This window comes from Cellvibrio chitinivorans (genome assembly GCF_035117775.1).
Lineage (GTDB): Bacteria > Pseudomonadota > Gammaproteobacteria > Pseudomonadales > Cellvibrionaceae > Cellvibrio > Cellvibrio chitinivorans.
The window spans coordinates 547,912-560,319 of record NZ_JAYKKN010000002.1 but is presented as its reverse complement, the minus strand read 5'-3'; the positions used below and the strand labels follow the sequence as shown (position 1 = coordinate 560,319).

Sequence of the window (12,408 nt, the reverse complement as noted above, 5' to 3'; positions counted from 1 at the left end):
TCCACTGAAAGGCTTACTTCTTACAAAAACCTTATCGCACTCTAAGTAACAGCCCTTGGCTTGAGCCATTTTTTGCAGCCAATTCCAGCTGGGCTAATTCTTTGTCGGTCAGTTTTCCCGGGCTCGAGATAACTGTGTGACTGTTGCCGGCTGACAGAGCTTCCCAAGTAATCCACAAGAGTGTTTGTGGGTCCTGACAGTGAATGACACGAATATAACGAGTATTCACACCATAGGATTCCAATAGTTCACGATTGATATTATGTGGTGCAATCCACGTGATCCAACGGTCACTGCTGACATTACTTAGGAAGGCAATCATTGGTAGCAGTAGTGCAAGTTGCTCTGGTGAATCACTGGTTAGTACCAGCTCGGTTACGCCACTTGCGGGTTGTGAATGTGTTTTTGCAGATAACGGTATTGCATGGGCGATATTAGTCACGACGAATTACTCCTACGCTTAAACCTTCAATACTGAATTCCTGATCGCGCATATCAACGAGGATAACCTCGAAATCAGGGTTTTCAGGCCACAATTCAACCTGTGCTTTGTTGCCGCTGCGCTTGAAACGCTTCACGGTTACTTCCTCGCCAATTCGCGCAACGACAATTTGCCCGTTGCGGACTTGGTCGGTTTTATGGACAGCTAAGAGATCGCCGTCCAAAATCCCTGCATCCTTCATGCTCATGCCATGCACACGCAGAAAATAGTCAGCACTGGGTGAAAAAAAGCTTTGAGGAATGTTGCAATAGTCCTCAATGTGCTCCTGCGCAAGAATCGGATTGCCAGCAGCAACGCGCCCTATAACCGGAATACCTGTATGCACTTCCGGCAATCTTATACCCCTTGAAGCACCGGGAATAATTTCAATAGCGCCTTTGCGTGCCAATGCCTTGATGTGTTCTTCAGCGGCATTGGCTGACTTAAACCCCAGAATACGTGCGATTTCAGCGCGTGTCGGTGGGTAGCCCGTTTCATCTGCATATTGACGAATGAGTTGTAGTACCTGTTCCTGGCGCGGTGTTAAGTCAGACATGTGTACTCCTGAATCTGTTTGTTTGTACAGTGGTTGTGATTATATACAGTAATCTGATGTGTGCAATAGTTTTTCAATCTGTTCTTATTTCGCACTTTTATAAGTTCCGAGGTTGTGAAGATACTTTGTGATATTCGCTGTTTTTAGCTAAAGGTTTTTTGGTTGGTGCCGTTAGCTATAGGGTCGGATAACTAATCTTGACTGCTACTTATAGTGGTTTGCCAAAACTCAAAAAAATCTGTGGTGATTTATGAATGCCTATTCTGCCGTGCAGCATTATTCCAGTGTAAAAGTACAGTCAGGTGTTGAAGCTGCTTCGCCTCATCGCTTGATTCAGATGTTATTTGAGGGAGCTCTGGAGCGTATTGCTCAGGCAAAAGGCGCTATGGCGCAAAACCAAATTGCACGTAAAGGCGAGTTGATTAGCAAAGCGGTAGCGATAGTTGCCGGTTTACAGGGCAGCTTGAATGATCGCGAAGGTGGTTCTTTGGCAGCCAATTTGGATGGTTTGTACGATTATGTGATTCGCCGTTTGAGTCAGGCGAATTATGAAAATAACAGTGAGTATCTGGATGAGTGCGGTCGCCTGCTGGGTGAGATTAAAACAGCATGGGATGCAATCGGAAATCAGGTGTAACGAGGTTCATATGGCAATTCACTTGGTTTCAGCACCTGAATATGTGGGAGCGGCTGGCATTATGGCAATGCGTGGTCTGCAACAGGAGCTGACTAACGCATTGCAAGTTGAGGACTGGGAAAAAATCCGCCATTTGGATCGAATTTGTGCTTTGCTGATCGATAGAGTGGTTGCTGCAAATCGCAATGACAAATCTACATTGGTATGTGCTCTGAATGAGTTGAAGGGAGTGTATGCCGGGTTGATTGCACAATGTCAGCGCGAAGTAACTCTACTGCATGCGACCTGATGGTCTAGCACGTTAGGTTTTTAAAACAGCTTACTTATAGCAAAACTCGCCAAAACGACTTAGCCCTGCTAGCCTTAGAAAATCTAACCGCTAGCAGGGGACAGACGTGTCTAATTACAATCCGCAAGAAGCACTCAAACAATATCGCCAGTTGGGAATTGAGTCAGAAATTAATAACGCCTCGCCCCACCGATTAATCCAATTATTATTTGAGGGTGCCTTAGGGCGCTTGGCGGCCGCTCAGGGTGCTATTGAGCGCGGTGATGTGGCTGCAAAAGGTGAATTGCTAGGTAAAGCTATAGGGATTGTAGGCGGTTTGCGCAGTTCGTTAGATATGAGCGCGGGCGAATTATCGGAGCGTCTTGATCAGGTATATGAATACGTTAATTTGAAATTGCTTGAGGCATCAAAAGAAAACAGCGCTGAAAAAGTAAATGAAGCCATTCAGTTGCTGAAAACAATAAAATCAGGCTGGGATGATATTGCGCCTTGAGTTCAGCTTTACAATTTGCGAAATAAAAATTGGATGTTTTTCAGTCAGCAGTATTGTAATTTAGCTTGGCTTCTTGCTTAGAAATAATTCTAAAAACAGGCAATAATTTGGCGATAGTTTGTGCTATCTGGCTAAGTCTTATCAAAACGCCAAAATCATTTCGTCATAAATTTGACTAAGATCACAGTCTCGTCTATTACTTACTCCAATAAGTCGGCTTGCCAATTAAAACACGCGTTTTTTAAGTGTTTTTAATATGTTGGCGTGAATAAATAAAGGTCTTGGGGTATGTGGCGCAACAATAAAGTTTTAGTTATCGACGATAATCCGTCACGTCGACACGATTTAAAAATTCTGCTCGATTTTCTCAGTGAAACCACATGCGCGACAGCGAGTGACACATGGCAATCAGCTGTTGCTGAAGAGAATGGCGGTGAAGATTATGTTGCTATTTTTCTGGGGGATTATCGTGACAGCAATAAATCCCTCGCTCATCTCTTAAAAGAAATTCGCTCTTGGAGCGATGAGCTCGCTATCATTTTAGTTGGCGATGAGCATCCCAATATTTATGAGGGGTTAGATGATTTTTATCGCTTCATGATCATAGCAACTCTCTCGATTCCTCCTACCTATAACAAGTTGGTTGATACTCTGCATCGCGCCCAGTTGTATCGTGAAGCGCAATCAACCAGCAAGCGTCAGCCTCAGCGTCGCCCTGTGCATTTATTTCGCAGTCTTGTAGGAACCAGCCGTGAAATTCAAAATGTGCGCGAGATGATGGCGCAGGTGGCCGATAAAGATGTTTCTGTGCTGATTACCGGTGAATCAGGTACCGGCAAAGAGGTGGTTGCGCGTAACCTTCACTACAACTCTCCGCGTCGCGATAAGCCATTTGTGCCAGTAAATTGCGGCGCAATTCCGGCTGAACTGTTGGAAAGCGAATTATTTGGCCATGAAAAAGGTGCATTTACCGGCGCGATCAATTCGCGCGCTGGGCGGTTTGAATTGGCTGAAGGTGGCACCTTATTTTTAGATGAAATTGGCGATATGCCGTTGAACATGCAGGTGAAAATTTTGCGTGTTTTGCAAGAGCGCTGTTTTGAGCGTGTCGGTAGCAATAAAACCCAGCCGGTTGATGTGCGTATTATTGCGGCAACGCATCGAAATCTGGATCAGATGATTCTTGGTAATACTTTTCGGGAAGATTTGTTTTATCGCCTCAATGTATTTCCAATCGAATTGCCATCATTAAAGGATCGCTCGGAAGATATTCCATTGTTGATTAATGAGTTGGTATCGCGCATGGAGAGTGAGCAGCGCGGCTCAATACGTTTTAACTCAGCTGCCATTATGTCGCTCTGCCAGCATGAGTGGAGTGGAAATGTGCGCGAACTGGCTAACTTGGTGGAGCGCATGGCGATCATGCATCCCTTTGGTGTCATTGGTGTTCAGGATTTGCCCGCAAAATATCGCCATGTCGATGTAACTGATGAAGATTTTTTACCTGCATCGATAAATGGTGAAGTTACTGTGGCGGGTGGTGCAAGTTACGTAAATATGAATGACACTCCGTTACTACCTGAGCAGGGAATTGATTTGCGCGAATATATAACTAATTTGGAAATGAGTTTGATTCAACAGGCACTGAATGACTGCGGTGGTGTTGTGGCGCGTGCAGCGGATAAATTATGTGTGCGGCGCACTACCTTGGTGGAAAAAATGCGCAAATACGATATGCAGCGCTAATAAAGTTAACTTGAAATAACACAAACAAAAAACCCGCTTCGCAGCGGGTTTTTTGTTTCAGGTTTTAGCCTTATTTATACAGCGACAGTTTGAATTTCTACCGCCGCAATACGCTTGCCTTCATTGGCAGCGTTTTGGTAACTCTCAATTTCATTGAAGTTGAGGTAACGGTAGATATCCGCTGACATGCTGTTGATCTTGCTTGCGTAGGCTTGGTATTCGTCCGGGGTTGGCAGTTTACCAATTACAGCAGCGATAGCAGCCAGTTCTGCAGAGGCCAAATACACGTTGGCGCCTTCACCTAAGCGGTTCGGGAAGTTACGGGTAGAGGTGGAAACTACAGTGGATTTTGGCGCCACACGTGCTTGGTTGCCCATACACAGTGAACAGCCTGGCATTTCAGTGCGGGCACCTTTAACGCCGTAAATACTGTAGTAGCCTTCTTCCATCAGTTGATGCTCATCCATTTTAGTTGGAGGGGCAATCCACAGGCGGGTGGTTAGCTCTTCTTTGGTTGAGGCCAGCAATTTACCTGCAGCACGGAAGTGGCCGATATTGGTCATACAAGAACCGATGAATACTTCATCAATTTTTGCGCCTTGTACATCAGACAATACTTTCACATCGTCCGGATCGTTAGGGCAGGCAAGAATTGGCTCTTTGATGTCAGCCAGATCGATATCGATCACTGCTGCGTATTCTGCGTCAGCATCGGCTTCCATCAATTCTGGGTTGGCAATCCAGGCTTCCATCTTCTGTGCGCGACGCTCAAGAGTGCGTACATCGCCGTAACCTTGTTCGATCATCCAGCGCAGCATGGTGATGTTAGAGGTCATGTATTCAATGATTGGCGCTTTGTCCAATTTGATGGTGCAGCCCGCAGCAGAGCGCTCAGCAGATGCGTCAGAAATTTCAAACGCTTGCTCAACTTTCAAATCAGGTAAGCCTTCAACCTCAAGGATACGACCAGAGAAAATGTTCTTCTTGCCTTTCTTCTCTACAGTCAACAGGCCTTGCTTGATAGCGTACAGAGGAATGGCGTTTACCAAGTCGCGCAGGGTGATACCTGGTTGCAATTCGCCTTTAAAGCGAACCAAAACAGACTCGGGCATATCCAGAGGCATAACACCAGTCGCAGCAGCGAAAGCAACCAAGCCAGAGCCAGCAGGGAAGGAGATGCCAATTGGGAAGCGGGTATGAGAGTCGCCACCAGTACCTACGGTGTCAGGCAGCAACATGCGGTTCAGCCATGAGTGGATGATGCCGTCGCCTGGACGCAGGGAAACACCACCGCGAGTCATGATGAAGTCGGGCAGGGTGTGTTGGGTTTCGATATCCACTGGCTTTGGATAGGCCGCAGTGTGACAGAAAGACTGCATGGTCAGGTCGGCAGAGAAGCCCAAGCAAGCCAAATCTTTCAGTTCGTCGCGAGTCATTGGGCCGGTGGTGTCTTGTGAGCCAACGGTAGTCATCTTTGGTTCACAGTAGGTGCCAGGGCGGATACCCTCTACGCCGCAAGCTTTACCTACCATTTTTTGTGCAAGGGTATAGCCTTTGCCGGTGTCAGCAGGTGCTTGGGGCAGGCGGAACAAGGTGCTTGGCTCTAAACCAAGTGATTCACGCGCTTTGGTGGTCAGGCCACGACCAATGATCAGTGGGATACGGCCGCCAGCTTGTACTTCATCCAGCAATACATCTGATTTCAGCGCGAATTCAGAGATAACTGCGCCGGTTTCAGCATTGAGGATTTTGCCATCGTATGGACGAATTTCAATTACATCGCCCATGTTCAGGTCGTCTACTGGCGCTTCAAACACCAGTGCGCCGGCGTCTTCCATAGTGTTATAGAAGATCGGTGCGACTTTGCCGCCGATACAAACACCGCCAGTGCGCTTGTTTGGTACGCCGGGAATGTCGTCGCCGATAAACCACAACACTGAGTTGGTTGCAGATTTACGAGAAGAACCAGTGCCTACAACGTCACCAACAAATGCCAATGGATAACCTTTGGTTTTCAGTTCTTCGAGTTGTTTGATGGGGCCGATAGAACCGGGTTGGTCTGGGGTGATGCCGTCACGGCTCATTTTGAACATGGCCAGTGAGTGCAGTGGAATGTCAGGGCGTGACCATGCATCAGGTGCTGGTGACAGGTCATCGGTGTTGGTTTCACCGGTGACTTTGAATACGGTGAGCTTGGTGCTCTCGGCAACTTTTGGTTTGCTGGTGAACCATTCGCCATCAGCCCAGGATTGCATCAATTCTTTAGCGTGTGCGTTACCCGCTTTTACTTTCTCTTCCACATCGTGGAATGCATCGAACATCAACAAAGTGTGTTTGAGTTCGTTGGCTGCCAAAGGCGCCAAAGTGGCGTCGTCAAGCAGGTTTACTAGAGGTTCAATGTTGTAACCGCCGAGCATCATGCCGAGCAGTTTAATAGCGAGAGGCTTATCGATCAGGGGGGAGGAGGCTTCGTCTTTCAAAATCGCGCTTAAGAAAGCGGCTTTAACATAAGCGGCTTCATCAACGCCGGGCGGAACGCGGTTGGTGATCAAATCAAGCAATACTTCAGCTTCACCAGCGGGGGGATTCTTCAGTAATTCAACCAATCCGGCAACTTGCTCAGGGTTTAATGGTTTTGGTGGAATACCTTCTGCGGCGCGTTCTGCGACCTGTTTACGATAGGCTTCAAGCACGGTTTTATCCTCATTAGTGTGGGGGTTACTCCCTCGACAGGATCTCTGCCTCAAGAGACTATCCATGGCCTTCATGGATGACTAAGTGCAACCAAGAATTGTTTGCACCTAAACTGCTCGCCTAACTTACGATTTAACGTGATGGAAAGGAGCAGCAAATCGGGGGCAGAGTATACCTGATGCAGCGCAGGCTGTTAATGCGTGATGCCCAAGTCGCCGTAGATTGCGAGTATCAATTTGCCTGTGCAGATGTCATTGCATGATGCAGGGCAGGAATCGGTATTTAAAGGTGATTGTGATAAGGTGGCAGACTTGTTTGAAAGGTCAGACATGAACTACGGCAATGATAAAAATGGCTTCGGCTGATAAGAATGAGGACACTATGAGCGCTATACAAAATAGATTGGTTGTTTCAAGTTTGATGGTTGGTTTGCTAGCTACGCTGATGGGCTGCGAGAAAAAGGCAGCTGAAGTTCCGGCAGTCAGTGCAGTTGCGATTTCATCGGAAGCTTTATCTGTTTCTACTGTAGCTTGTGAGGGCGTTGCACCTGCAGGTGATTTGACTCCGGTTCGTATCGATGCCGTCAACACCACCCGTACCGAGCCTGGCTTGTTTGAAGGGCCTGTGTGGATCAATGATTCACTGTATTTTTCTGATTTTGTATTCACCAATGGTTTTTCATCGCGCATTCAAAAATTAAATGCAGATGGCACTGTCACAACTGCAATTGATGATTCGGGCAGCAATGGTTTGGCTGTCGATAACAAAGGTTTAATTGTTGCGGGCACGCATAAATACAAAGGTCTTTCGCTATTCAACCCTGCAACGGGTGAGCGCGCACCAATTGTTGATCAATATAATGGCAATCCTTTTAATTCACCTAACGATATTGCCATTGCGGCAGATGGAACCATTTACTTTACCGACCCCGATTTTCAGCGCGATGCTGCGCCCGGCGGCCAGGAAAAAACCGGTGTGTATCGCGTAGCAACTGACGGCACTGTGACGTTGGTTGATGACACTATTTCCAATCCGAACGGGATTGCGTTATCGCCAGCAGAAGATGTGCTTTATGTAAACGGCGGTGGTGAGCAGGGTGTGTTGCGTGCTTATCCGATTGTTAATGGTGTACCGCAAGCAGGTAAGGATTTGGTGACAGGTATTTCTATCCCAGATGGCATGGCAGTAGATTGTTTGGGGAATATTTATTTGACTGAGCATCTCGCGCGTCAGTTGCGTGTATATACGCCTGCTGGTGAGCAAATCGCACAGGCGACAACAGATGCAAACCTGACGAATGCTGCGTTTGGTGGTGTGGAAGGAAAAACGCTTTACCTGACAGGAGCAGGCTCACTGTGGAAAATTGAACTCGCCGTTACTGGCTCAGCCTATTAATTTTTATCTGATCATCAAGGCGGATCATTTATGACTAATGATTCGTCTGTAACAACGAAAACTTATGCTTGTATTAAAACGTGTCAAAACTCCCTGTGTGGGAATCTGTTCCACCGGCATTGGCGATAGTGTCTGCCGCGGATGCAAACGTTTTGGTCATGAGGTGATTGACTGGAATAGTTACACACATGAGCAAAAACTGTTGATCGCACAGCGCTTGGAAACTTTTCTTGCGCAAATTGTGCAAAACATGATTCAAATTTTGGATGAAAAAGTTTTACTAACGCAAATCCAACATCAGCAAATCCAATTCAAACAGGAGCAAAATCCTTACTGTTGGGTTTTTGATTTGCTGCGCGCAGGCGCGAGCCAAATTCAGAGTTTATCTGCATACGGACTAGCGTTGCAGCCCGCATGGCAAGGCACATCACTAGCTATTATTCGCGATAACATCGATAAAGACTATTACGCATTAAGCTGTGCGCATTATGAACGCTATATTTCTCCGTGTTTTATCTCTGTTGAAAATCTTGATTAACATATTCTTAACTTACAAGTTCTGACTCATAAAAACTTGACTTACAAAGTAGTCCATCACTATGAATGCCGTCGCTAGAATCCAACAATTTTTACATTGCGAAACCCCTGATGCCTGGGTGAAGAATGCCCTTGATAATCAAGCGCTGTTATTGCTCGATCACGCCAATTGCGAGAAAAAAGCTGCATCGACTGCCATTAATTTGATGTTCCGCTACGTAGGCGACTTTGACATGATGAATAAAATGTCGCGTCTCGCGCGTGAAGAGTTGAGACACTACGAGCAAGTCATGGCGATTATGGAGGCAAGAGGTGTTGCCTACGAGCAAATTACCCCCGGCCGTTATGCAGGTGAATTGCGTAAATTGGTTCGCACCTCGGAGCCTGGCCGCTATATCGATACGCTTATTTGTGGCGCAATAATTGAAGCGCGCTCCTGTGAGCGCTTTGCCAAGGTCGCTCCATTTTTAGATGAAGAATTGCAAAAGTTTTATCTTTCTCTTCTTAAGTCTGAATCGCGTCACTACGAAGATTATTTAACACTCGCCAAACGTGCGGCAGAGGGTAAGGATATTTCTGCGCGTGTGCAGGAATTTCTGGCGCTGGAAAAGACTTTGATCGAAGGTGTTGATGAAGAGTTCCGTTTTCATTCAGGAACTCTTAGTGCAGTGTAAATTTGCAAACTGCGGATTGAAGTATTACACAGGAGAAAAAACAGTAGTTGCAGGATCTACTTACGGTTAAGAAAACGTAAGAGAAATGCTTTTACAAGCAGTCATCCTGGTTTTATTTCGTTAGCGGCAGTTCTATACGGGCACAACAGCCTTTGGTGTCATCACGATTGAAAATCTGCAGGCTGCCGTTATGCAATTCAATAATTTGCTGACTCAATGCCAAGCCAATCCCTGAGCCTTGTGCTTTGGTTGTGTAAAAAGGAATGAACAGATTCTGGTTGTTGCGAATGCCGCAACCGGAATCCAGTATGTCGATGCGCAGGAAGACAGAGGCAGAAGGGGAGGATTGAGCTGCGACTTTTGCTACATTGATAATAATTGCTGCCGATGGATCGCTCGCATCCGGGTGTTGCATAGCCTCTACTGCATTTTTCAAAAGATTAATCAGTGCTTGCTTGAGCTGTGCTGAATCCAGCGCACACACCAAATCTACTTCTCCCCGCAGTAAAATTCTTTGCCCGGAAAACAATGGCAAGAGTGGACTCACTAGCGACTGTATATCGATATTTTTCAATTGTGGCTTTTTTAACTGCGTCAGGTCACGATAACGGGCAATAAATTCTGTCAGGGATTTGGCTCTGTCATAAATAATGTTTGCCCCCTCTGTAATATCAGCGCCCTGTGCGCTGGCAATGTTGCTGTGTTTAACAATATCAATTAGGGATTGGCTCAAGGATGCAATAGGCGCGAGCGAATTATTAATCTCGTGACTAATGACTCGCACTAATCCCTCCCATGATTTTAATTCCTCCTGACGCAGTAAATGGTTCATGTCTGTTAGCAGAATCAGTGTTTGCTCGCTGCCAAATTCACGAAATTTATCGACTTGGATGTAGAGCTTTTTAGATTTTCCATTTGTGTGCAGATTAATCAATTCTTTGGTGGGAGAGCAATTCGGTAGTGAGAGGTTCAGTTGTTGCAGATTTTTGATTGCATTGGGCTGCTCAATATTTAACATCTGTACAGCGGCATTGTTCATCACCGTAATAGTATTTTTATCATCTGCGGTGATCACGCCTATATTAATTTGGGTAATGATTTTTTCCAGTAGTGCACGTTTTTCTACATTGGCGAGCTTATGACTGGAGAGCTCATGAGAGAGTGTATTGATACTATCGGCCAAGCCACTTAAACCGGAGGAGGTTAGCTCCTGACGAGCTTTAAGTGAGAAGTCTCCCTGCAGCATGGCATCGACCACAGAAGTTAAACTCCGTAGGCGATAGGTTAATTCAAAGCGTATGATGTAAATGGCGTAACCAACCAGAGTGAGTTGTAATAAGCACAGAATGGCAATGAAATAGGGTGATAACCCCTGTTGAACACACAGCCAGATCGTAAAGCAGGTTAGTGGAACGCTTGCCAAAAGTGGGGCGCGAGTTTGAATGTATTCAACAGGGCGTTTTTTCATTTAATTTTTTATTACTATTTTTTCATCGGTTTTGTGATCAGGGAATGTTTAGCGAATTTGCAGTTTTTCTAGTCGGCGATAAAACGCACTGCGGCTCAACCCCAGAGAACTGGCAGCTTTCGACATATTGCCCGCCTGCAATAAAATTCTTGCTTCGATAATATTTTTTTCAATTTCGTCCAAAGTGCTATTGTTGTACGCGTCATAGAGTGTATTGGTCATAGCATTTTGTGTGCTTTCAGAAGTTTCAAGCATTAACACATCGGTATCGATTTTTCCGTTATCACTTAAAATAAGGCTGCGTTCAAGTACATGTTGTAACTCGCGAATATTCCCCGGCCAATCATAGGTATGAAGTTTGTGCCGCGCTTCTACAGTTAATTCTGCTGGCGGGCGACGATGACGCAGACAGGCAGCTTCCAAAAATTGATTGCAAAGATCGTCTATATCTTCGCGGCGTTCACGCAGAGAAGGCACGCGAATTTCAACGGTATTGAGCCGATACAAAAGATCCTGACGAAAACTGCCTTCCGCTACCATTGTTTGGATATTGGCATTGCTGGCAGAAATCAAGCGTACATCGGCAGTGATTGTTTCCGATGATCCCAGTCTTTCAAATTGGCGCTCTTCAAGCACGCGCAATAGTTTCGCCTGCTGGCTTAGTGGGATATTGCCAATTTCATCCAAAAACAAACTGCCTTTGTTCGCCAATTCAAATCGACCGATACGAGTGTCGCGTGCATCGGTAAAGGCGCCTTTTACATGGCCAAACATTTCGCTCTCAAATAACGACTCGGCTATTGCGCCCATATTAATCGCTACTAGCCGCTGGTCTTTGCGTGCCGACTGTTGGTGAATATAATGAGCCAGCATGCTTTTACCTGTGCCATTTTCACCGGAAAAATAAACATTTAAATCGCTGGCAGCAACGCGCTGAATTGTATCCAGCACTATTTGCATTGCGGGGGATCGCGTACGGAGTTGTTGGATGTTTTTTGCTGCCACTTGTTGGTTGAGCAGTTTATTTTCGATGATCAGTGCGGTCTGCACGCGCTGTTGTTCGCGAATGCTCGCTTGGGTACGAATAATGTGCAGAAGGCGTTCGTTATCCCAGGGCTTTTCAATAAAATCGCTCGCTCCTTGCTGCAGGGATTTTACGGCAAGTTCAATTGACCCCCAGCCACTCATCACTACTAGCGGAATATCGGGATTTAATAATTTACATTGGCTAATTAAATCCAGTCCTTCGCTACCCGAGGTAGTATCGTGGGTAAAATTCATATCCAGCAACACAAGGTCAATTGCTGTTTGCCTGAGCGCCTCCAATGCGGCGCGCGGGCTTTTTGCTAATACAACCTGATGTTGATCGTGTTTCAGTAAGATTTTTAACGCAGCCAAGATAGCGTCATCATCATCGACGATTAATACATTTGCCATT

12 protein-coding genes are annotated in these 12,408 nt (G+C 46.0%); 7 read left to right on the top strand and 5 right to left on the bottom strand.

Annotated elements, in window-relative coordinates; all coding sequences use genetic code 11:
* Positions 1-31 precede the first annotated feature (31 nt).
* Both SPL68_RS09110 and lexA read right to left on the bottom strand, forming a co-directional pair.
* Complete coding sequence (locus SPL68_RS09110) at positions 32-442, bottom strand: cell division inhibitor SulA (protein ID WP_323814786.1); 411 nt, start codon at positions 440-442, stop codon at positions 32-34.
* Entirely contained in the window at positions 435-1,037 is a 603-nt protein-coding gene (gene lexA, locus SPL68_RS09105; protein ID WP_323814785.1) for a transcriptional repressor LexA, read from the bottom strand. Before lexA ends, SPL68_RS09110 begins: the two co-directional genes overlap by 8 nt.
* A gap of 250 nt (positions 1,038-1,287) precedes the next feature.
* Between lexA and fliS (SPL68_RS09100) the strand changes: the two genes are divergently transcribed.
* From fliS (SPL68_RS09100) to SPL68_RS09085, 4 genes are all read left to right on the top strand, one after another.
* Positions 1,288-1,674 carry a flagellar export chaperone FliS gene (gene fliS / locus SPL68_RS09100; protein WP_323814784.1) on the top strand — a complete coding sequence of 129 codons (387 nt, stop codon included), beginning with the start codon at positions 1,288-1,290 and terminating at the stop codon, positions 1,672-1,674.
* Between the two features lie 10 nt (positions 1,675-1,684).
* Positions 1,685-1,963 (top strand): hypothetical protein, encoded by a 279-nt coding sequence (locus SPL68_RS09095; RefSeq protein WP_323814783.1) that lies wholly within the window; start codon positions 1,685-1,687, stop codon positions 1,961-1,963.
* Between the two features lie 106 nt (positions 1,964-2,069).
* Positions 2,070-2,456, top strand: a complete 387-nt coding sequence (fliS, locus tag SPL68_RS09090) for a flagellar export chaperone FliS (protein WP_323814782.1) — start codon at positions 2,070-2,072, stop codon at positions 2,454-2,456.
* 288 nt (positions 2,457-2,744) lie between these two features.
* Complete coding sequence (locus tag SPL68_RS09085) at positions 2,745-4,202, top strand: sigma-54-dependent transcriptional regulator (RefSeq protein ID WP_323814781.1); 1,458 nt, start codon at positions 2,745-2,747, stop codon at positions 4,200-4,202.
* Positions 4,203-4,276: 74 nt separating this feature from the next.
* Here SPL68_RS09085 and acnB read toward each other — a convergent pair whose 3' ends face one another.
* Positions 4,277-6,895, bottom strand: a complete 2,619-nt coding sequence (gene acnB, locus SPL68_RS09080) for a bifunctional aconitate hydratase 2/2-methylisocitrate dehydratase (protein WP_323814780.1) — start codon at positions 6,893-6,895, stop codon at positions 4,277-4,279.
* 382 nt (positions 6,896-7,277) lie between these two features.
* Here acnB and SPL68_RS09075 point away from each other — a divergent pair, with 382 nt between their 5' ends.
* The 3 genes from SPL68_RS09075 to SPL68_RS09065 all read left to right on the top strand — a co-directional run bounded on the left by SPL68_RS09075 (position 7,278) and on the right by SPL68_RS09065 (position 9,502).
* Entirely contained in the window at positions 7,278-8,291 is a 1,014-nt protein-coding gene (locus SPL68_RS09075) for an SMP-30/gluconolactonase/LRE family protein (protein ID WP_323814779.1), read from the top strand.
* Between the two features lie 64 nt (positions 8,292-8,355).
* Positions 8,356-8,829 carry a DUF1289 domain-containing protein gene (locus tag SPL68_RS09070; protein WP_323814778.1) on the top strand — a complete coding sequence of 158 codons (474 nt, stop codon included), beginning with the start codon at positions 8,356-8,358 and terminating at the stop codon, positions 8,827-8,829.
* A gap of 61 nt (positions 8,830-8,890) precedes the next feature.
* Positions 8,891-9,502 carry a MiaE family protein gene (locus SPL68_RS09065; RefSeq protein ID WP_323814777.1) on the top strand — a complete coding sequence of 204 codons (612 nt, stop codon included), beginning with the start codon at positions 8,891-8,893 and terminating at the stop codon, positions 9,500-9,502.
* Between the two features lie 112 nt (positions 9,503-9,614).
* On the opposite strand, the gene SPL68_RS09060 is transcribed toward SPL68_RS09065, so the two are convergent.
* Together SPL68_RS09060 and SPL68_RS09055 are read right to left on the bottom strand one after the other, a co-directional pair.
* Entirely contained in the window at positions 9,615-10,970 is a 1,356-nt protein-coding gene (locus SPL68_RS09060; protein ID WP_323814776.1) for a sensor histidine kinase, read from the bottom strand.
* Positions 10,971-11,018: 48 nt separating this feature from the next.
* Positions 11,019-12,407, bottom strand: coding sequence for a sigma-54-dependent transcriptional regulator (locus tag SPL68_RS09055; protein WP_323814775.1), 1,389 nt, complete (start codon positions 12,405-12,407; stop codon positions 11,019-11,021).
* Position 12,408 lies beyond the last annotated feature (1 nt).

Bases quoted from the DNA above. Each gene is read 5' to 3' on its own strand.
- lexA (WP_323814785.1), bottom strand. From the start codon at position 1,037: ATGTCTGACTTAACACCGCGCCAGGAACAGGTACTACAACTCATTCGT.
- fliS (WP_323814784.1), top strand. From the start codon at position 1,288: ATGAATGCCTATTCTGCCGTGCAGCATTATTCCAGTGTAAAAGTACAG.
- SPL68_RS09095 (WP_323814783.1), top strand. From the start codon at position 1,685: ATGGCAATTCACTTGGTTTCAGCACCTGAATATGTGGGAGCGGCTGGC.
- SPL68_RS09085 (WP_323814781.1), top strand. From the start codon at position 2,745: ATGTGGCGCAACAATAAAGTTTTAGTTATCGACGATAATCCGTCACGT.
- SPL68_RS09075 (WP_323814779.1), top strand. From the start codon at position 7,278: ATGAGCGCTATACAAAATAGATTGGTTGTTTCAAGTTTGATGGTTGGT.
- SPL68_RS09070 (WP_323814778.1), top strand. From the start codon at position 8,356: ATGCTTGTATTAAAACGTGTCAAAACTCCCTGTGTGGGAATCTGTTCC.
- SPL68_RS09065 (WP_323814777.1), top strand. From the start codon at position 8,891: ATGAATGCCGTCGCTAGAATCCAACAATTTTTACATTGCGAAACCCCT.
- SPL68_RS09060 (WP_323814776.1), bottom strand. From the start codon at position 10,970: ATGAAAAAACGCCCTGTTGAATACATTCAAACTCGCGCCCCACTTTTG.
- SPL68_RS09055 (WP_323814775.1), bottom strand. From the start codon at position 12,407: ATGGCAAATGTATTAATCGTCGATGATGATGACGCTATCTTGGCTGCG.